We start from the raw sequence: 23,125 nt of genomic DNA, 5'->3' as shown, positions 1-23,125 counted from the left end.
ACCCTTAATTTACGGATGGTTAATACAGTATGGTCAAGTGTTAGTTTTCGTCTTCCTTTTGGATTTTAAAATGCTTGCCAAAGGTATGACGGTGTTTTTTAATAAATTCAGAAGGTGATATGCGGAATAATTTGCTAAACTGTTTACCAAAATATTTTGAATCATTGAATCCTGTTTGAAAGGCAGCTTCTGCAACATTGCAATCTGTATCGATGAGCAACCGAGCGGCTTTACGTAAACGGATATAACGAATGAAGGCGCTGACCGATTGTCCAGATACAGATTTAACGCGCTTATAAAGATTCGAATGGCTCATGCCAATTTCGGCCGCTAAAACATGTATACCAAAGTCAGTATCCGTTAAATGTTGCTCGACGATCTCAATGCACCTGTCTAAAAATTTTTTGTACTCGTGCGATACAACGACAGTATTGAATTGAAGTGTAATCTCATTATAAAAATAGTTTTGTAGATAATTACGGTTTTGCAGCAGATTAGCCACACGTGCTATCAAATAATCCTTTTCAAATGGCTTGGTAATAAAATCGTCCGCACCGCTATCTAAGCTCTTTAACTGAACATCTTTACCAGTGCTGGCTGTTAGTAAAATTACAGGAATGTTGGCTAAACCAGCTTCATTTTTAATTCGCTGGCAAAAAGTGATGCCATCCAAACCATCCATTTTATAGTCTGTGATAATCAGATCAGGAACGATTTTATGGGCACTTTGCAAACCGGACTCACCATTTTCAGCTCCATATACAATGTAGTCTGATTTGAAAATGTTTTGAATATAAGTCCGGATATCAAGGTCATCGTCTACAATCAAAAGGGATTTCTTTTCGGTAATCAAGTCGTCTTTTAGATCGACTGCTACTTGATTTGCGATTTTTTTAGTAGATTCAGCCGCTAGGGATGCGTCTAAAAGTGCAAATGACTGATATGCTGTTTCTTCAATCGGATTGATGGAAAAGGGTAAGTTTTCTTTCCTCAACTCGAGTTTAAATGTAGTACCCTTACCCACGGTACTCTGATAGGTCAAATTGCCCGAATGCAACATTGCAAACTGCTTGGCAAGGTAAAGACCAATGCCAAAACCAGCTTTAATAGCTCGGTCTCCCCGTTTCGTTTGGTAAAAGCGGTCGAATAATTTTTCACCTTCTTGTGCTGCAATACCATACCCCGTATCTATGACCTCTACATTTATCATCGAAGTATCATCGATCACCTTTAATAGTACATTTCCGTTTTCCGGTGTATATTTCAAGGCATTGGAAACAAGATTGAAAAGCACGATTTCGAGCTTCTCACGATCACCTGTCAGCTGTAAATCAATGATAGGACAAATAAAAGTGTAAGTAATATTTTTTGTCTGTGCCTGCTGTATAAAATAAGAATAAACTTCTTTGCACAGATCATGGAAATTAAATCTGCTGATATGGAGCTCGTCGTGGCCGCTCTCAACCTTTCCAAAGAGTAACAATTGGTCCACTAGGCTCAGCATACGACGAGCGCAGCGATAAATGACGTGAAGCTCTTCTCGGGTATCGCTTGTCGTTATTTTATTTAATAGCTCTTTAACCGGATTAATGATCAGCGTAAGTGGTGTACGAAATTCATGCGATATGTTTGTGAAAAAGGAAATCCTCTTTTCATACAGCTCTTTTTCTTTTTCGTTGATCAAGCGTTCTTGCTCAAACGCAATTAAGTCTTTTTCATGACGAACGACTTCAGCATCATATTCTGCTTTTTTACGTAAGGCATCGAGCCTTGAAACCTTCACTTCATATTGTAGACGTGTTTGTGTAGTTCGATACCGTACATAACTAAAAAAGAGTGCAAGGATAATGAACCCATAGCCTAAATAAGCCCACCACGTACGATACCATGGCGGAAGAATAGTTATACGAAGTTGCGTATCACCTCGCATCCAGGTACCCTCACTATTTGTACTCCTTATACGTAGGGTATAAGACCCTTCGTCCATTCGGTTATAATTAATGGTGCGGTTGTTGCCCGCTTCGTTCCAATGCTTATCCCATCCCTCCATAAAATAAGCATATTTAATCTTATCAGGAGCCGAGTACTCCAGCGCAGCAAACTGAAAGGTCAGGGCAGCTTTTTTATAGGGGAGTACTAGCTCTTTTTTCCCGAAGGGAAGTGCCTGGCCATCAATATTTACATTGGTGAAATAGAGCGGGGGCCTTGTTGTGGAAAGGGTTATCTCGGTAGGAAAAAATAAATTGAAACCTTTTATACCACCAAAAACAAAGGCACCCGATGATAATTCGGTGGCAGCACATAGTTGGAACTGGTTACCCTGCAAGCCATCGCTCTGGTAGTAATACAGAAATTTTTCGTTTTTGGAATCAAACTTCATGAGTCCATTATAAGTGCTCATCCATAAGAAGCCATCACGATCTTCTAATATAGATATAACTGCATTGTTGCACAACCCGTTTTCAGTGGTATAATGCTTTACAACAGCGAATTTTTCTCTGTCAAACTGAAAGAGGCCACCTCCTTCGGTACCAATCCAGAAATGACCCGATCGATCTTCATAAATACTGGTGACCGTGTAATTTATCGGAAAAAAACGATGTTTTTTGTGGATGGTGTCGATCTCGACTAATTGCGTTAAATTACCACCCCAAAGCTTGCCCGATCGATCCTCAGTGATCGCAAAAAAGTCGCTTAATCGGTCGTCGAATAAGGTGAATTTGTCGGATTGATAATCAAAACGATAAAGACCACCTATAAGGGTGCCTTGGCGCAAGGCAGTAGCCCAGAGTTGGCGGTTTTTATCCTGATACAGATGTCGGATAACCTTATTTTCTGTGCCACTCACCGGATTAATACAGCGATAGCGTTCAAAGCTGTTGGATGTTGGGTCATATTTGTTAATGCCGGCATTGAAGGTAGCGATCCAAGTACCATTTTGGTGATCTTGTAAGATGGCTGTAATGGAATTACTGGATAACGAACCGGGGCTATTCTCTTCATGCTGAAAATGACGATAGAAGCCTCGGTCTGCTCGCCAAACATAAAGACCGGCATTTTCAGTTCCTACATAAAGGTTGTGCTGTTTGTCTTCCTTAAAAGCTGAAATAGCAAAACGTCCGGACTTATTATTTACCGTCTGTGTAGTAGGAGCAATGGTTTGAAATTTTTTCTTATTGGGATCGATGATTAACAAACCACTTATAGAAGTACCTATCCACATTCTATTATCCTGATCCTTGTAGAGTGCATATATATAACCATAATCAGCCAAGTTTTTTTTGTTTGGTAATAGAAAGGTATTAGCTTCCCGCTCTTTTGTGCTATAGGTAAATAGACCAGCTTCTGCTGTTCCTATCCACAACTCAGTTGGCAACCGCCAAGTAAGTGTATTGATGGTAAGCACCCCACGATGAGAAGGGTTAATTGGAACACTTTCCATCTTTTTATCGCTTAAATTGAATTTCAACAGGCCTTGATAACCCCCGATGTATATATGCATACTATCAGATTCCATACTAACGGCCAATTTGGTATTGTCGTTAACAAGTTCGAGTGTCATGGAATCGTAGCGCAGTTTGCATAAACCTATCGTTTGTACAAATACCCACACATCGCCTGTCGGAGTAACGGTAAAGCAAGGCACACCATAAGAAAGCGTTCTTTTGTTAGCAATTACTAAGGGAATTTGCAATGCTGTATCACTCCCCTTACTAGTGTATAATAAACCTAGACCTTCGGAAGCAATGAAAATATTGCCCTGGTTATCTCCTCTGATACTACGGATAACTTCATGAAGAGGTTGTCGCTGTTTACTACCATAAGGTAGATATTTTATAGTTTGGAAAGCGCCTGTCGTATCGTTATAAACACTTGCACCTTGACGGGTGGCTGCCCACACTTGATTGTTTCCGGTAGTAACAGCAGTTAAAATATCATGTACAAGTGACTGTGAATCACCTGCTTTCTTTCTGAAGACATCGAATGTATAACCATTGTACCGATTAAGACCATCCTTAGTGGCAAACCACATAAAGCCATGGTGATCCTGAACGATACCTCTTACCTGGTTGTTCGATAACCCTCGTTCAATATCCAGGTAACTAATATTGCTTGTTTCCTGCGCATGAAGCGAAACGGTATAACACAAATATATTAATGTGATAAATAGTTTTTTCATTAGGCTGGTTAAACGTGTTTATCATTGGCCGTGATGTCACTCGGCGCCGTAAATGTAAAATTTTTTATTCATTTATAAATTTTGAATTGAAAAGGTGATTATCCTGAAGGATAGACACAGTGGTGAATTTTTGCTTAAACCGATATAGGACAGCGGAAAAAGCCTTTTTAAGTCGAAAATATACCCCATCTTTACGGATTTGTACCCCTAAATACCTGCCTAATTGGTCATTTTTGTACCAGCAAACAATCAAATAGTTGCTAACCAATAATTGTAAAATAAATCTTACTGATCATGATAGCACAGCGGATTATGATTCCAACAATGGCATCTGCCTCTTTTACTATACGAAAGGACATGAAACCAAATAATCATAATAAATGGCATTGCCATGAAGAAATGGAAATCATATGTATCCATAAAGGTACAGGTATGCAATATATCGGTGATTCGACCACCTCATTTCTACCAGGTGACATAGTTTTCATAGGTCCTAATTTGCCGCACTATTGGCGTTATAACCACGATGATGAGATGGTATCCAATGGCACTGCCTATTCGACCGTATTACATTTTAAACAGGACTTTATAGGCCAAACCTGGTTAGAATTGCCGGAGGCTAAGGCAGTAAAGGCACTTTTTATAAAGGCCAACAGGGGGATTTTATTACGAGGAGATGGAGCAACGATGATTTCAAATACAATAGAGAAGATTGATCAGGAAGAGGGATTTAAGCGAATCGTATTGCTTTTAAATTGCTTGCAAGCCATGGCAAATGGCAATAAATTGAAGACACTAACCTCGGCGGGATTTCGGCCAATTGCTATACGGATAGAGGGCAACAGAATTAACACGGTTTACAACTATATCCTGCAGAACTTCAGAAACGCGCTCAGTTTGGATGAAGTGGCTAGTGTAGCCGATTTGTCAGCCAATTCATTCTGCAGGTATTTTAAATCGGCAACTGGAAAAACTTTTGGTCGTTTTTTGCAGGACGTGCGTATTGGTTACGCCTGCCGATTGATGCTCGATAACAAATTATCGGTTAAACAGATATGTTATAGCTGCGGGTTTAAAAACTATACTTCATTCCATGAGGCATTTAAAGCAAACACCGGAAAAACGCCGAAGGCTTACTTGGCGCAACATGGTGAAAATCTTGTGTGAGTCCCTGAATGGAATAATGTCCAACAAATAATCACATGTATTTAGCCAACTGCTATGGATAATTAACATATATTTTAGGTTTATTTTGATGTAAATTGCTGTTTATTAGTGTTTTGATGTTTTTTATGTGCAAGATACACTGACTGTAAAGTCGCTTGCTGAATTCCTGAACCGATTTAGGATACCTAGTTTTGCGAAGCAATAAATTTATGCACCGGCAATAAATAGCTGTCGGTGACACAATCTAACCAATAACAAGAACAAATGAATTATTTAACTGATTTTTGGAAAAAGAGTGTAATCCTGAGTTTGCTCTTATTAACCGTGGCCTATTTGGTCTCGCATGCACAAAGTACACTGACGGGAAGAGTAGTAGATGCTGTTACGCAAGAACCCCTTCCCGGAGTATCCATAAAAATAAAAGGCACCTCTCAAGGTACGGCCACGGATGCGACGGGGAGCTTCGTTTTGCGAGCCAGCCTTGGCTCGACACTACAGATTTCGTATACGGGTTACGTTTCCACTGAGGTGACTGCCACTACAGGAGAGCGATTAACGATTAAGCTTCAGGCTGATGAACAGGCTTTGGACGAAGTGGTGGTAGTAGGATATGGAACCCAACGTAGAACTTCGTTAACGGGGGCAGTAGGAACAGTAAGTAAAGAAACTTTTCAAGATCGTGGTCCGATCGCAAATCCCTTGGCTGCACTGCAAGGACAGGTGGCAGGAGTGACCGTTACACGTAGTTCAGCGCAACCTGGCCGCGAAAGCTGGAATTTTCAAATGCGGGGTGCGACCTCGGTTAACGGTACAGAAGCGCTCGTTATTATTGATGGTGTGCCTGTACCCGGTGTAAATGCATTGAATTCCCTCAATCCAAATGATATTGATAATATTTCTTTTTTGAAAGATGCGGCTGCCGCCTCTATTTATGGTGCACGTGCGGCGGGAGGTGTTGTTTTGATTACCACAAAGCGCGCAATTGATGGAAAAGCGACTATCAACTATAATGGGTCTCTATCAATGAAACGTGTGGGTTTGCTGCCGCATCTGGTAGATGTAAATGGCTGGGGACCAATGATTGAGGAGGCACGTTTATCGGATGGATTTGGTGCTGAAGATTTGTGGATCAATTTGGCTCGGGCATCTATTTATGCAAAGCAAAATGGGTTAAACTACCTAACAAGGCAACAGTATTTAGATCAAGGTTTCACTGGTTTCACAGACGTTCGCGACTTTATGTTCTTTGACGGTACCATGCAAGATGTATTGTGGGGAAACGCGAGCAGCCAGGAACATCAATTGAGTATCAGTGGCAAAGGAGAGAAAACAGGGTACCGTATTTCTCTGGGATATTTAAATGACGGGAGCTTATTGCAATATGGAGATAACAGTAATAAACGTTATAACCTACGTTTATCCCATGATTATCAGATTACGGATAAATTTAAGCTGCAAAGTAACATCTCATTGGAGCGGAATGATATTGTACAACCTAGCGGTTTGGGAGGCTTGTTGAACAATGGAATTCAACCAGGTATGCCTACAAGTACCATTAACGGAAAACCTTATATCTGGGGATCAGGTATTGGTAATGTGGCAGTTAATAACATTGGTGAATATGGTGGGGCAAATAAAGAATTTCATACACGAATCAACACCAATTTCAATTTGTCGTATCAGTTGAATGCGCATCTGAGCGCCAATGCTGCGGTGGGTTATTATTTCTACAATCGCGATAACCGCGTGCAGGAAAACTTGGTAGGTTATTATGATTACTTCGAAACGGCTCCTCCCATTTATTTGACATCAACTGGGGCGAATCAAAATTTTTATCAACGGGGTGCACGCCGGGAAAATTATTATACTGGAAATATCTATTTGCAATACCAAAGAGTGTTTGATACCAATCATGATTTTAAAATGATGGCGGGTGCACAGTACGAGCGGAATGACTTCAACCGCTTTTTGGGAAGAACACTGGATGTACTCGATGGTGTTCCGCCTTCTTTGAGTAATAGTTTTGGTGATCCTACTACAAAATCCGTTGCAGAAACACAAGGGCATAATGCGCTGGCAGGCTACTTTGGTCGATTAAATTACAGTTATAAAGGACGTTATTTATTGGAAGTTAATGGTCGATACGATGGTTCTTCCCGATTTAGGGCACAAGATCGATGGAAAATATTCGGAGGTATATCTGGGGGATGGCGGTTGAAGGAAGAGGACTTTCTAAAAGATGTCCGTTTTTTAAGCGACTTGAAGCTTCGGGCGTCTTGGGGTACGGTAGGTAATCAAAGTGGCATTGGTTTGTACGATTATTATGAATATTTACGATTAGATTATTCAACGGGGCCTGCTTCTGGTGGTTTTCCTATTATTGGAAACAGCCCGGTAGTTCGCGTATCACCACAAAACCTGGTAGCCTTTGATCGGACTTGGGAGGAGCTGCAAACAACTAACGTAGGACTCGATTTTGCATTTGCCAATAACCGATTGGTAGGGAGCGCTGACTATTTTATTAAGCGAAATAAAAATATGCTCTTGGCACGTACCTTTCCTGCTGTTCTTGGAGCTACAGCCCCTCAGGGAAATAACGGTGAACTGAAAACAACAGGATGGGAGCTCAGCCTAAACTGGCGCGACAAGATCGGAAATGTGAATTATCGTATCGGAGGTAATATCGCTGATGCAAAGAATACACTTGTCAATTTTGGGGGGCAAACGCTTATCCAGTCAAGTAATCAGGGCTTTAATACAGCTGTTGAAGGTTATCCGATCAATTCCTATTTTGGTTTGGTATACAATGGCCGTATCCAGACACAAGATCAATTAGACACCTATATTGCAGCTTATAAGAACGGTTCAAATGTACTCCCACAAGGTACAGGTAGAAATAACGGCTTACAGTTGGGAGATAATATGTTTAAAGACGTAAACGGTGACGGTAAAATTACCTTTCCTGAAGATGCTGTATTTCTGGGCACGGACGATCCCCGTTATTCTTTTGCCATTAATGGAGGGATCGACTGGAAAGGTTTTGACCTGAGTTTCATTTTTCAGGGAGTTGGAAAAAGAACTATTCTCAGAACCGGCAACTGGCGTATTCCTGGAGCGGTGGTGTATCAGGCACAGAATGAGGCTTTTTATAACAAATGGTGGACACCTGAACGGACCGATGCAACGTATCCGCGTATATCAACTACCGGGAACATTAATAATTACAACTATTTTCCGTCCGATTTTGTACGCGAGAATGGAGCATACCTTCGGTTGAAAAATCTGGTATTTGGTTATACAATACCACAAACGTTAACAAATAGAATAGGAGTTGAACGTCTACGCGTTTATTTTTCAGGAAATGATCTTTGGGAAATTAGTAAAATACGTGATGGCTGGGATCCCGAGGCTCCGCGAACGGTTAATACAGAGGGAGACAGTGATAACAACAACGTTCATACGGTTAGCCAACGTTTCCCGTTTTATCGTTTCTACACCTTCGGAATTAATCTAACCTTGTAAATCTAAATATCAACGATATCATGAATACCCTATATAAAAATATTGCATGTTTCTCCTTATTCATAGCGGGACTTGCTTTCTCGGGATGTAATAAAATGCTTGATCTTAAACCGATCAACGAAATCTCGGATGCGGATTACTGGAAAACGGCTGATCAGTATGAGCTGGCAGCAAACGAATTTTATACGTATTTGCGTACGTTTAATCAGATTGGTGTGGTAGACGCACCGCATGCGGAAATCAGGGGTGATCTGATTGCCGCAAATGATCGAAATCCTTATAGTAATGGTACCAATACCAATACAAATAGTGATAATAATTATTCAGATGCATTCAAACGTATACGTGCCATCAATTATTTTTTGGATAAAGCGGCAAGTTATGTGCATCCGGACGAAATTGCAAGCTATGTGGCAGAGGCTAAGTTCTTTAGGGCTTACGTGTATTTTGACCTCCTACAGATGTACGGTGAAGTACAATTATTTGATAAGCCGTTAACGATTGAGGCTCCGGAGCTTCAGGGGACACAGAACACCCGAGCGGAAGTGGTTGATTTTATTATTCGTGATCTGGAAGAGGCCATTCTTTCGTTACCCTATGAAAATGAAATAACAAGCAACCAAAAGGGTCGCGTAAGCAAAGGTGCTGCACAAGCCTTTCTAGGTAGAGTGGCATTATATGAGGGGTCTTGGCAAAAATTCAGGAATGGAGATGCTACTCGATATAATAGCTTACTTGACCTAGCTATTACGAACAGTAATGCAGTAATCGAATCGGGGTATTACCAATTATTTGCACCGACAGTCCTGGGTGATTCTGCACAAAAATATTTGTTTATACTAGAGAATGAACAGTCGAATCCCGCTAATCTAAGCAAAACCGCTAATAAGGAATATATCTTATCCAATCGTTATGATTCGCAACTCCGGCAAATTCGATACAATGTGACACATACCTACTTAGGTTTGCAGATCACCAAGAAGTTTGCTGATATGTTTCTGATGGCCAACGGCTTGCCTATAGATCGGACTGGATCTGGTTTCAATGGCTATGGCACCACCCGATCTGAATATACAAATCGAGATAATCGTATGCGGTATATGATGATGATTGATGGCGACTATTATTGGGATAATGAAGCTCCGTCAAGTAGGGTTAACTGGTTAAGTGATGCGGCCGATCGCGTTAATTCCCGGGGCCGGCATAATGGCGCGATGGGAACCGGTTATGCCAATCAGAAATGGGCGACAGAGCGAAGGGTAGACGATAATGCAGAGGGATACGATTATCCTGTCATTCGCTATGCAGAAGTCTTATTAAATTATGCTGAGGCAGTTTATGAAAGAAATGATGCGATATCAGATGCTGACCTGGATAAAAGTTTAAACCTAGTGAGACAAAGAGTAAATAAGAATATGCCCAAATTAAGCAATGCGTTTGTTTCCGTTAATAGCCTGAATTTACGAGCCGAACTCAGACGAGAACGTACAGTCGAATTGTTTATGGAAGGTTTTCGGATAGACGATTTGAAACGGTGGAAGATTGCGGAAATAGAGCTACCGAAACCATTGGAGGGAATTACGTGGGCTGGTACGGATTGGGAAAAGAAATACCCTGCTATTTCTGATCGAATCCAAAATGGCGTATTTACGCTGGAAACGGCAAGGCAATGGAATGAGCGGAACTATTTGCTTCCCATCCCGAATCAAGAGCTTCAGTTGAACCCCAACCTGAAACAGAACCCAGGGTGGTAACGATAAAAAAGTAAACAATTAGCCTCTTCCTCCAAACCAGGGAGAACAACTTTTTAAATTTTATGAAGATACGAATTTTATGCTGCTGTCTCTTTTTTTACAGTTTGACTTTATTGGCTTGCCATCAGAAAGATAGGATTTACGATCCAAATAAAGATATTGAGTATTGTGTCGTTCAGCTCAAGAAGACATTGCAGAGTCTGCCGATTGATACACCTAATATCCCAAGGAGTATTACCAATACGAGAGGCAACTGGAACTTGATCAATTACAAGGATTGGACAAGTGGTTTTTGGGCGGGAATCTTGTGGTATGCTTATCAGGCGAGCGGCGATGATTCCCTAAAAGCTGCAGCAGATCGTTTTTCTCGTGAACTGACCCCGCTGTCGAAAGAATCAGCTCTTGATCACGATTTAGGCTTTCAAGTATTTAATAGCTTCGGTAATGGTTATCGGTTAACAAAAGATACAAGCTATAAGCACATTATATTGGCAACAGCAGATACCTTGGCAACACTATTTAATGGGCATGTCGGTACAATCTTGTCTTGGCCACGGGCTGTTCCTCATATGGAATGGCCAAAGCATAATACAATTATCGATAATATGATGAATCTGGAGCTCTTATTTTGGGCTTCCAAAAATGGTGGAGACAAGAAATTATATGATATTGCTGTGAGTCATGCGGAAAAAACCATGAAAAATCATTTTCGCTCGGATTATTCCGCTTACCATGCCGTAATTTATGATCCTAAAACCGGTGGGAAGATAAAGGGGCTAACGCATCAGGGTTATTCGGACAGCTCGATGTGGTCGAGAGGGCAGGCATGGGCTATATATGGTTATACTATGTGCTACAGAGAAACAGGTAAACAAGAATTTTTAGATTTTGCCGAAAAAGTAACTAAAGTATATATCGATCGTTTGCCTGATGACTTGGTTCCCTACTGGGATTTTGATGATCCAAATATCCCAAAGGCACCCCGAGATGCCTCTGCTGCGGCAGTGGCGGCATCGGCCTTGTTAGAACTTTCCAGCTTGGTAGATGACGAGGAAAAAGCGGCTCATTATTATAGAAAGGCAGTTGATATGCTCGCTTCTTTGTCTGATAACTATCAAAGTGGAAAGGCAAATACCGCTTTTCTCAAGCATGTAACCGGCCACAAACCCAATAACAGCGAGGTGGATGCTTCCATTAATTATGCTGATTATTATTATTTGGAAGCCCTTTTACGATTGAAAAACAGTAACCGGCGTTATTAACAACTATGAAGATGGTCGAAATCGATTCCAAACGGTTAAAAAAAGAAATAGTGCTGGCCGCTGATATTGGCGGATCCCATATTACGGTAGCACCGGTAGATTTATCTTCCGCCAAAGTAATGAACGAACATATTGTTCGGATGCGGGTAGATAGTAAAGGTACAAAGGAAGAAATATTATCTACCTGGTGCAAGGCACTGGAAGAGGTATGTGATTCTTTATCGGATCGACCATGCAAATTAGCACTCGCGATGCCAGGGCCCTTTGATTATGAAAAGGGTATAGCCTACATTAAAGGGCTTGATAAGTATGAAAACTTATACGCAACAAATATCAGGAACGAATTCGTAATACGTTTGGCTTTCCTACCGGATCAGGTACTGTTTAGAAATGATGCTGAAGCGTTTTTACATGGCGAGATTGCTACTGGACTGGTTGAAACTCAAAAGAAAGTTCTAGGCTTAACACTCGGAACCGGTTTTGGGGCAGCTTTAAGTTACATGGGTGAAACAAAGGACCTGAACTTGGGTGGAGAAATTTATAAAACCAGTATTGCAGACGACTTCTTCACTACTCGATGGTTTGTAGGGCGATACAGGGTATCAAGTAATCAACAAATAAATGGGGTAGAATCACTTATAAGCCTTGTTGGAAAGGATGAAGCGGTTGACTTGATTTTTGAGGAATATGCCTATGCCCTTGCTGATTTTTTAGCGCCCCATATCGTGAAGCACAACGTAGATTCGGTGGTTTTCGGTGGGAATATTTCAAAGGGGCAGCGATACTTTTTACCACAGTTGCAGGAAATCTTATCACATCAAGGAATCACACCCGATATTAATTTGGCGAGACAGGGCGAGCAATCGGCCATTATAGGTGCCGCCTTCTTGTTTGGGGGTAATGGAAACAAGTCATACAAAAAAGAATGATGATTAGAGAGTTTATAATTTGCTTGCTTCTTTTTACCGCATGGAGCACGATCAATCGGGCACAAGAGAAATCAGCTTCAATTTGGCAGCCCGATCAAGGAAATGGAACATATAAAAAACCGGTATTATTACAGCAGGTATTTTGTAAAAATGCATTGGAGCAGGCTCCAGAAAAAATAGTGGCCGAACAGTATATTACCTCGGATGAAGTTTATTTACAGGTAAGGATTCAGGAGCCCGATGCAGGTTGCCGGTTTTTCTTCAGTGAAGATGGGAAAAACTTTAAAAAGATAGGGGAGTCATTTTTCGCATTACCAGATAAGTGGATTGGAGCCAAAGTAGGCCTGTTCAGTATAGCCGATGCAAACAAACGCTTGGGGGGCTACGCTGATTTTGATTGGTTCCGGATAGAATAGCGATGAGTGACTCAGTCGATGAAAATAGAAAAAACAATTTTTATACTAAATACATAAGCAATGCGAACCAGACTAACCATATTTCTCCTTTACATCTGTACAACATGCGCCTTTGCCGATCAAAACACCATTCTTAAAGAATGGAATATACAATCGCCCGATCAGCGATATGAAATGAAAATATATCAAAAACAATCAAAAGAAGGCAAAAAACAGCTGTACTACCGCTTGAACTACCAAAATAAACCAGTGGTGAAAGAGTCTGAGTTAGGCGTTTTGCTTGAAAATCAATTGTTCGAATCGGCTTTAGCTATTGAAAATGATACCAGTACTTTATGGTGCGAAAATCTTGATTTCAAAGAAGAACAAAGCAATAAGATACGGACAGAATGGGCGCCGCTCTATGGTGAACGTAGCCAGATCAGAAATCACTATAATGAACTGACTTTACGTTTTGTCAAATTTGGAGCTGATGAGGAGTATAGCGAAGGGGCGCATGGCACCACATACGATAAACGGAAAAGCTATGAGATGGATTTTATTGTTAGGGCATATGATGAGGGAATTGCGTTCAAGTATTTCTTCCCTGAAAGTGCGAATGGTTTATTTTTACATATTACCGGAGAACAGACTTCTTTTTCTTTCGCAGAAGGTACACAGGCTTACTATGAACGTTGGGCGCAGGGGCCATATTCCCTGAAGCCCTTAATCGATTGGGAGGATGAAAGCGAACGACCGCTAACGCTTCAACTAAAAAATGGCCTTTATGTAGCTTTGCTGGAGGCGCGCATGGTGGATTATGCACGCACGAAATTCAAGTTGCGTAAACCAAATACATTAGCTACATCTATATACGGTGAGGTGGATGCAATCAGTCCTTTTTCAAGTTCATGGCGTGTCATTATGGTGGCAGAAAAACCCGGAGAATTAATTGAGAATAATGATCTGGTGCTCAATTTAAATGATCCAAATGAAATCGAGAATACGTCTTGGATCAAGCCAGGGAAAGCAATTCGTTCAGGTTTGTCTACACAGGAAGCAAAAATCTGTGTTGATTTTGCCGTCGCCCATAACTTACAATATGTGCATCTGGACGCGGGATGGTATGGGCCGGAGATGAAAAGGTCTTCCAAAGCTAATCAAGTAGCGAAAAATAAAGACATCGATATGCAGCAGCTGATCAATTACGCTGAGCAGAAGGGTATTGGCATTTTTATTTATGTCAACCAACGAGCCTTGCTTGATGACTTGGATGAATTATTCGGTTTGTATCGGAAATGGGGTATCAAAGGTGTCAAGTTTGGCTTTGTGCAAATTGGGTCTAATCATTGGTCAGACTGGTTACACAAAGCGGTAAAAAAAGCAGCTCAATATCAGTTGCTCGTGGATATCCACGATGAGTATAGACCAACTGGTTTTAGCCGAACTTACCCAAATTTATTAACTCAAGAAGGCATTCGCGGAAATGAGGAGATGCCCGATGCTACCCACAACACCATTCTACCCTATACACGTTTTTTAGCTGGAGCAGGAGACTACACGATCTGTTATTACAATAATCGTATAAAGACGACACATGCACATCAACTTGCTTTATCTGTAGTATACTATAGTCCGCTTCAGTTCTTGTACTGGTATGATAACCCTTCGCACTATAATGGAGAACCGGAGATCGAATTTTTTGATAAAGTAAAAACAACCTGGGATGATACTCAAATCTTGCAGGGCGAGATTGGAAAGCATATCGTAACTGCCCGTCGCCATGGTGAAGACTGGTTTATCGGAGCCATTACCAATAATGATAGTCGGAAGATAGACCTGGCCTTAAACTTCCTGAAAAATAACAAGCAATACGTGTTGAGCAGTTATACAGACGATGATCATGTCAGCACGAAAACCAAGGTTGCGGTAAAGCGTTTTTTGGTTGACGCCGGTACATCCCTACAATTCTTGTTGAAAGCGAGCGGTGGCGCCGCATTCCATATTAGGCCTGCTACAAAGGCTGATATGAAAAATTATAAATCATTAATGAACGGACAATTAAATCAAGATGATGAAATTTAAACATAGGATCAGTCGATCGCTCTTTATGTTGTTTTGTCTGCTGACGAATATTACAATTACATTAAGCGCAAATGATAAAGTAAAGAAACTGGTGGTATATCCAGCTCCGTTAGGTGCTCTACTTAATAATGATTATACCGTCTCCGTTCGTCTGTTAAATAATAAGAAATGGCAATCTGTACCAACTCACTTGATTAAAGTAGATAAGTTGCTTGAGGCAAAACATACGGTCGAAAATTCCTCCATGGCTTATTTTGACTTTGAGGGTGAAGTAGAGGTCTCGGTAACTTTTAATAAAGGGGTGATCAACCAGGCAAAAATAAGGCCTTTGTCCTATGCGATTCGATCGAATATGAAAGGCAATACCTTGATTTTTAGATTGGATAGACCACGGAATCTTTCCGTTGAAATAAATGGTGATATTTTTCATAATCTCTTGCTATTTGCAAATCCAATCGTTAAAAATATACCCAATCGAAACGATCCTAACGTGATTTTTTTTGATGCCGGTATCCACGAAATAGGAAAAGAAGGGTTTCGTGTTCCATCGAACAAAACGGTATATATCGATGGTGGGGCAATATTAAGAGGGCAAATAAGAATAGAAGACGTAGAAAATGTAAGGGTTATTGGTCGCGGTATGGTAGAACATACCGTCAAAATGGGAATCCATATCGCAAAGGCTAAGAATGTATATGTGGAAGGAATATTCACAACACAATGCGCTACAGGTGGATCAGATAATGTGACCATCCGCAATGTGAAAAGCGTCAGCTATTATGGATGGGGAGATGGTATGAATGTCTTTGCCAGTAATAATGTATTATTCGACGGTGTTTTTTGTCGGAATTCGGACGACTGTACCACCGTATACGCTACTAGAAAGGGATTTGAAGGAGGAAGTAAAAATGTTCGTATGGAAAATTCCACCCTTTGGGCGGATGTGGCTCACCCAATTTTTATTGGAATACATGGAAATGCTGAAAAACCAGATGTTATTGAAGATATCTTTTATAAGAACATAGATATCCTCGATCATCAAGAAACGCAACTGGATTACCAAGGTTGTTTAGCGATTAATGCAGGAGATAATAACCTGATCCGAAACATATATTTTGAAAATATCCGTGTGGAGGATTTTAGGCAGGGTCAATTGGTCAATTTGCGAATATTTTTTAATGAAAAATATTGTAAAGCGCCGGGCTTGGGTATTGAAAATATTGTTTTTAAAGACCTTAGCTATAATGGGGAGAACAGCGAAATATCGGTAATTGCAGGCTACAATGAAGAGCGGAAAATAAAGAATGTGGTATTTAAAAATCTGCGTATAAATGGGAAGGTTATAACCGATGACATGCCGAACAAACCCAAATGGTATAAAACGGGTGATATGGCGCGAATATTCGTAGGCGAGCATGTAGAAGGAGTTGCTTTTACGCCTTAATACAGACCGGAATGGATAGATGATTGATGAAAGTATAAATAAAGCCTTTTATGGTTAAAAGAAATAGGTACAGATGAAAAAGAGGATGTTAATAGGATGTTTCTTGTTGTTGAACATCGGAACATGGGCACAGTCGCTCTATCCCGGACAACACCAAGAGAAAACAATTATCCCCACTTTAGCGGATATAAAAGCTAATAGTTTTGATTTAAAGGATATAAAACTTGAAAAATCCATATTTCGAGATAATATGGAGAGAGCATCTCAGTGGATGTTGAAACTGGAAGTAGGGCAATTGTTACAGAGTTTTCGGAATACGGCAGGTGTTTTCTCCGCTAAAGAAGGCGGTTATATGAATGTAAAAAAGCTGGGTGGATGGGAGTCTTTAGATTGTGATCTACGTGGGCATTCAACAGGCCATATCTTATCGGCTCTTTCGTATCTGTATGCGGCTACTGGCGACCAGCGTTATAAATTGAAGGGAGATAGCTTGGTTATGGGCTTGGCGGAGGTGCAAGAGGCACTTGCAGAAGTTGGACAAAAAGGATATATCAGTGCCTTTCCGGAAAATCTGATTAATAGAAATATTGCGGGAAAAAGTGTTTGGGCTCCTTGGTATACGCTGCACAAGATTTATGCAGGTTTGATTGATCAATATTTATATGCGGGAAATGATCAGGCTTTGGAAATAATGAAGTCTGCTGCCGAATGGGCTTATCAAAAGCTCATGGTGCTGAGCGATACGCAACGCAAACGGATGCTACGAAATGAATTTGGAGGGGTGAATGAAGCTTTTTATAATCTGTATGCGATAACAGGTGATAAACGACATCAACAATTGGCCGAATTTTTTTACCATAATGATGTTATTGACCCTTTGTTAAATCAGCAGGCCAACTTATATGCTAAACATGCAAATACGTTTATACCTAAAGTAATCGGCGAAGCACGCAACTATGAGCTCAATAATACTACACAGGCCAAAAAAATCGCGCAATTTTTTTGGCAAACGGTAGTGGACCATCAAACCTATTGTACGGGAGGAAACAGTAGCAGTGAAAAATTTATCCCTGATGACGAATTATCGAAAAATTTAACAGGCTATACGCAGGAAACGTGTAATACGAATAATATGTTGAAGCTGACCCGTCATCTGTTTACTTGGGATGCCGATCTAAAATATATGGACTTTTACGAACGGGCTTTATACAATCATATCCTAGGGCAACAAGATCCGGCATCAGGTATGGTTGCTTACTTCCTGCCTCTATTGCCAGGTGCACATAAAGTGTATAGTACCTCAACCCAATCCTTCTGGTGTTGTGTAGGAACCGGTTTCGAAAATCACACAAAATATGGTGAAGGCATTTATTACCATAAAGATGCAAATTTATTTGTGAACCTATTTATTCCCTCGACGTTGAATTGGAAAGAAAAGGGGATTGTCCTCCGCCAAGAGACCATCTTTCCGGCAGATGATAAGGTTCGTTTTATTATAAACCGCAGTAATGGAAATTCTTGGACATTACAGTTACGTTATCCTGCTTGGAGTTCAAATGTGCAGGTTCGTGTAAATGGTAAATCTGTGAAAGTAGAACAAATACCTAGCTCTTACATCAAGATCGAACGTGTTTGGAGAGCTGGAGATACCGTAGAAGTTACCTATCCCATGTCCCTGCATCTTGCACGAACAAATGATAATTCCAACATGGCGGCCGTTATGTACGGACCTTTGGTGCTAGCGGGAGCAATGGGTACAGAAGGAATGAAAGATCCTGCCCCATTTTCTGATCCAACGCAATACAATGATTATTATACTTATGATTATCGTGTTCCAACCAGTCTAAAAACATCCTTGCACTTAAACAATAAGAATCTAGACAAAGTAGTGAAACGCTTACCGGGAAAGCCATTGACATTTGCGGCCATAACAGCGGATCAACATATACTACTAAAGCCCATTCATCAGATCCATCACGAAAGATATGTTGTGTATTGGAATTTAAAATAAGAATGATCGATGTAAGCCTGGTTATCGCATTACATAATGAAAGAAATGATGAAGATAAAACTATTTATAAGCCTTTTGATACTGATCCTGCGTCAATCACTTTTCGGTCAGCAAATACCGCTTCCGGAAAATTTGTCAAAAGAACACCCGCGTTTGCTGACAACATCCAAAGAAAAGGTCATCCTACAGCAGAAAATTGAGAACGAAGATTGGGCAAAAAATGTAAAGAAGGGGCTTGAATTGCGAATCGAGCCTTTCCTTCAAAAAACGAAAGAACAACCTGATTGGTTGCTGTCTCGGCTGATGATGTATTGGAAGAGTCATGCTGATCAAGTTTATATTAATGGGGGCGTGTATGCCCGTGCTACCGGGCATGCACCCGTTCCAACAGTTCGATTTGGCAGTACACGAGGACTTAGTTCGGCGATAAAGCGACCAAAATTGGAAGATATTGTGCCTTATATGGACGATACAAAAGGGGTTTTCTTTCGAAATACCGAAAAAGAGGGAAGTCCTTTAGAATGGGTCGATCAAGCGGCCGTTTCGGGATCAAGCATTGAAAACGTGAACAGTGAAATTATTGGATTGGGACGTGATGCTGCTTTTCTTTTTTGGTTGACCGGTGAGGAAAAATATGCCAAGCTAAGCTTTGGGGTTTTTGACACCTACATGTCTGGCATGTATTATATGAAAGAGCCAATTGATGAAGGTAACGGCCATGCACAAACGCTCGTAGGGATGAGCACATTTGAGGTGATCCAAGAAAAAGTACTGCCTGAATTGGCCATTTATTATGATTTTTTATATACATACATTAAATCAAAACACGCGCGTAAACAGGCAATTTATGAACAGGCTTTTAAGAAGTGGATTGATTTGACGATCAAGCATGGGGTGCCACATAACAACTGGAACTTACATCAGGCAAGTTTGATGCTTCCGGTGATGATGGTGCTTGCAGATAATAATGAGTATATTGATGGTAAGGGGCGTCGTTATTATCTCGATTGCATGCTAAACAAAACATCGGCTAGACAATGGGCGTTAACGAAGTTGATGGATTATGGTTACGACAAAGAAACAGGGGTTTGGAATGAAAGTCCGGGCTACGCGCAGAGTGTGACCAGTTTGTTTATGGAGTTTATTCAGCGCTATGATGATACTTTCGGGCAGAACTTACTGCCCTATGCACCCATCATGAAAAAGGCAGTTACCGTCCTTCCTCAATACCTGTTTCCCAATGGGTTGACAACCGCATTCGGTGATTCTTATTATAGTAAGATTGATTCATCTCCGATTGCCGGCATGATCAAGTTAAGTCAAAAGTATGCTGCCAAGGAGGACGAGGCTCTTTTCACGGGGATGTATAAGGAGTTCTTTAAAGATGGATCAATAGTAGAAGGAACCAAAGGATTACCAATAGCTATTCAATCTTTTTTTACGAGTAAGCCACTGGTACTTAACAAAGATATCATGCCGGCAAAGTTAAAAGATTTTGTGACACCAACATTTTATGCACCTAATGTAAGTTGGTTTGTTCAACGATCAAAATATGATAGCAAAGAAAATGGCTTGATGATATCGCAGTATGCATCCTATGGTAACCACGCACATTCAAATGGTGTAGCCATAGAGTTGTACGGAAAGGGCTATATACTGGGAGCTGAATCAGGTATTGGTTCTACTTATTTTGAAAAGCCTTATTTAGAATATTACTCGCAGTTTCCTGCCCATAATACCGTGATGGTGGATGGTATTTCAACCTATCCCGAAATGTTAAGTAATCATCCATTTGACCTCTTGGCAAACTATCCTGCATTTGGAAAAAAAGATGGATATTTTCCGGGCATCACATATTCCGATGTGTATTTCTTAGAGCCTGAAAGTAGAAGCGATCAAAGGCGATTATTGAGTATTGTGAATACCGGTGATTCAACAGGTTATTATGTAGATATCTTTCGATCCAAAAAACAGCGCTCCCGCGATAAATTTCACGATTATTTCTATCATAACCTCGGTCAAGAGCTATTTATCAAAGACTCGTTCGGTGGCAATTTATCATTGGAACCGAGTGAAGAAATGGCTTTTGCAGGTGGACATCTTTTCGCTTTGGATTACATGTGGGATAAGCGTTCGGTGAAAACGGATAAGGACTATCAAGCAACATGGAAAATGACACAAGCAAATGGAAACCATGTTTATATGAACCTTTGGATGAAGGGATATGAAGGACGCGAGGTGTTTGCCATCAAGGCACCTCCGGTGAAATCCTTCCGGTCCAACGAGGGATTTCCTTATGACTTAAAACAGGCTCCATTTTTAACAATAGCAGCTAGGCAACATGGTGAAGCCTGGAATCATCCTTTTGTTTCAGTATACGAACCATCAACCGAAAAAAATCAAAAATCAATTGTTTCCATAACGTCATTCGTGGCAGAGGATACTTCTCCTGATTTTGTAGGGCTGATCGTAAAAAGTAAATCAGGAAGAACTGATCATATTTTCTCCTCAGTGAAAGAAGCGGAAATAGTGGCTTATCAAGGTATGAAGGTAAATGGAACATACGCGGTGGTTAGTGCGGAAGGCCAGGATTTTACCTTATTTTTAGGGAATGGAAAAGAGCTGGTGGCTAAGGGATTCAGGATTTATGCAGACAAACCCAGTAATGTTACCTTGCATTCCAGGCAGGGGGCGTATTATTTTACCAGCGATCATCCTGTTGTTCTGACCACGCCAGAGGGGAAGACAATATCGCTTCAAGCGCAGGATTATCATGTTTTATCGTTAAAATAATGAGGAATTATCGAGGATTGTTTCTGTTGATTTGTTTATCAACGCTCTTTAATGATCGATTCGCCGCTGCACAATCAGTTTGGCAGTGGTCGGTACCGGTCAAAAATGCCGATGGTAACCCCATGCCACATACCGAAGCTTTTTTATGGATCCCGGAGCGCTGTAAACAGGTCAATGCGTTTATCCTGGTACAACATAACATGACGGAAGAAGGTCTATTGGAAAATCCGACATTTCGTAAAAAGCTCCGCAAGCTGGGGGTCGCCGAAATCTGGTTAACGAATCAAATTTCTATCAACTATGAAGATCCGGTATATGCGAATAAAATTCTGCAGCAAGTTTTATTGGACTTAAGTGATAAATCAGGATACGAAGAACTCACCACAGCGCCCATTATCCCTATGGGGCATTCTGCCATGGCTACCTACCCATGGAATTTTGCCCTCGCAAATCCGGACAGAACCTTAGCAGTCATTTCCCTGAAAGGTGATGCTCCTACAACTAACCTAACAGGTTCGGGTAAATCGAATGTCGATTGGGGTAATCGTAATATAAAAGGCATACCCGGCATTATGATTATGGGTGAATATGAGTTTTGGGAGGATCGGAGGACACCTGGATTTAACTATTTGAAGAAAAACCCGGGGACAACACCCATAACCTTTTATGTGGACGCAGGAAGAGGGCATTTTGATGCAACCACATCGTTGATTACATTTTTGGCTGATTATATAGAACTGGCATACAAAAAGCGAATGAATCGATCATCTTCGGTTTTGAAGCCCATTGATTTGGAAAGTGGGCTGTTGATGGATGTATGGCGAAAAGACACCTTGTCGCAATATCCAACTGCCTCATATGAACGCTATAAAGGCGATCGTTATAATGCTTCTTGGGTATTCAATAGACAGATGGCAAGCAAAATCGAAAGCAACTATCGGCGTTCAAGATTTAAGAAAGTAAGAGCGTTAGGTTTTCAACAACAAGGTAAATCGATCGAAAAACAAGAAACTCATGCCAATTACCAGTTGAATTTTTTACCCGACACGGATGGTCTTACCTTTCACTTGAAAGCGATAGATCTGAGTGGTGAAAATGCAAAAGTAAGCGTAGAAAGGATATGCGGTCCTTTTCTAAAAATTAATGATTCAACTTTTCGTGTTCAATTTGATAAAATTGGAATGGATAATCCTAAACGGTCTAATGATCTATGGTTTCTAGCACATGTAGAGGCTAATGATTTTTATAAGTATGCTGTCCAACAAGCAAATATGCGTATACCGGTAAGAAATGAAAAAGGAACCGTGCAAAAAATAGACTTTGCTCACATAGCTGACGTAAAGCGAGGGACAAAAGCTGTTCCTTTGAATGCTACTAGTAGTCAGGGGATACCTGTTTCTTTCTACGTAAAAAGTGGGCCGGCTTATATGGAGAATGGTAAGTTGTATATTACAAAAATTCCACCTAAAACGAAGTTTCCGGTAGCCGTCGAAGTAGCGGCTTGGCAATATGGGATAACTACTGAACATTTGGAAGTTAAAACTGCCGAATCTGTTTTTCAAACATTTTATATACGACGCTAA

General features: G+C 40.7%; 12 protein-coding genes. 11 read left to right on the top strand and 1 reads right to left on the bottom strand.

All coding sequences use genetic code 11. The features are described from left to right. Nucleotides 1-40: 40 nt before the first annotated feature. A complete protein-coding gene (locus RYH73_RS08465; RefSeq protein WP_335312983.1) occupies nt 41-4,180 on the bottom strand; it encodes a hybrid sensor histidine kinase/response regulator in 4,140 nt (1,379 codons plus the stop codon). A 294-nt stretch (nt 4,181-4,474) separates the two neighbouring features. Between RYH73_RS08465 and RYH73_RS08460 the strand changes: the two genes are divergently transcribed. From RYH73_RS08460 to RYH73_RS08410, 11 genes are all read left to right on the top strand, one after another. Further along, a complete protein-coding gene (locus RYH73_RS08460) occupies nt 4,475-5,347 on the top strand; it encodes an AraC family transcriptional regulator (RefSeq protein ID WP_335312982.1) in 873 nt (290 codons plus the stop codon). Between the two features lie 264 nt (nt 5,348-5,611). Continuing rightward, nucleotides 5,612-8,869: a SusC/RagA family TonB-linked outer membrane protein gene (locus RYH73_RS08455; protein ID WP_335312981.1), complete on the top strand. Its 3,258-nt coding sequence runs from the start codon at nt 5,612-5,614 to the stop codon at nt 8,867-8,869. A gap of 20 nt (nt 8,870-8,889) precedes the next feature. Then, nucleotides 8,890-10,623, top strand: coding sequence for a RagB/SusD family nutrient uptake outer membrane protein (locus RYH73_RS08450; RefSeq protein WP_335312980.1), 1,734 nt, complete (start codon nt 8,890-8,892; stop codon nt 10,621-10,623). 62 nt (nt 10,624-10,685) lie between these two features. Further along, nucleotides 10,686-11,885, top strand: coding sequence for a glycoside hydrolase family 88 protein (locus tag RYH73_RS08445; RefSeq protein WP_335312979.1), 1,200 nt, complete (start codon nt 10,686-10,688; stop codon nt 11,883-11,885). Nucleotides 11,886-11,896: 11 nt separating this feature from the next. After that, the gene (locus tag RYH73_RS08440; protein ID WP_335312978.1) at nt 11,897-12,814 is read left to right on the top strand and encodes an ROK family protein; all 918 of its coding nucleotides are present in this window, start codon (nt 11,897-11,899) and stop codon (nt 12,812-12,814) included. Further along, nucleotides 12,811-13,230, top strand: coding sequence for a hypothetical protein (locus RYH73_RS08435; RefSeq protein ID WP_335312977.1), 420 nt, complete (start codon nt 12,811-12,813; stop codon nt 13,228-13,230). The genes RYH73_RS08440 and RYH73_RS08435 overlap by 4 nt, the downstream gene beginning before the upstream one ends. A 60-nt stretch (nt 13,231-13,290) precedes the next feature. Beyond that, entirely contained in the window at nt 13,291-15,294 is a 2,004-nt protein-coding gene (locus tag RYH73_RS08430) for a glycoside hydrolase family 97 protein (RefSeq protein ID WP_335312976.1), read from the top strand. Continuing rightward, the gene (locus RYH73_RS08425; protein WP_335312975.1) at nt 15,281-16,738 is read left to right on the top strand and encodes a glycosyl hydrolase family 28 protein; all 1,458 of its coding nucleotides are present in this window, start codon (nt 15,281-15,283) and stop codon (nt 16,736-16,738) included. The genes RYH73_RS08430 and RYH73_RS08425 overlap by 14 nt, the downstream gene beginning before the upstream one ends. A gap of 73 nt (nt 16,739-16,811) precedes the next feature. Continuing rightward, nucleotides 16,812-18,749: a glycoside hydrolase family 127 protein gene (locus tag RYH73_RS08420; RefSeq protein ID WP_335312974.1), complete on the top strand. Its 1,938-nt coding sequence runs from the start codon at nt 16,812-16,814 to the stop codon at nt 18,747-18,749. Between the two features lie 45 nt (nt 18,750-18,794). Further along, nucleotides 18,795-21,542 (top strand): hypothetical protein, encoded by a 2,748-nt coding sequence (locus tag RYH73_RS08415; protein WP_335312973.1) that lies wholly within the window; start codon nt 18,795-18,797, stop codon nt 21,540-21,542. After that, nucleotides 21,542-23,125 carry a hypothetical protein gene (locus RYH73_RS08410; RefSeq protein ID WP_335312972.1) on the top strand — a complete coding sequence of 528 codons (1,584 nt, stop codon included), beginning with the start codon at nt 21,542-21,544 and terminating at the stop codon, nt 23,123-23,125. The genes RYH73_RS08415 and RYH73_RS08410 overlap by 1 nt, the downstream gene beginning before the upstream one ends.

The sequence above is a fragment of the Olivibacter sp. CPCC 100613 genome (assembly GCF_036959255.1).
Lineage (GTDB): Bacteria > Bacteroidota > Bacteroidia > Sphingobacteriales > Sphingobacteriaceae > Olivibacter.
This window is presented reverse-complemented; position numbering and strand designations above follow the sequence as displayed.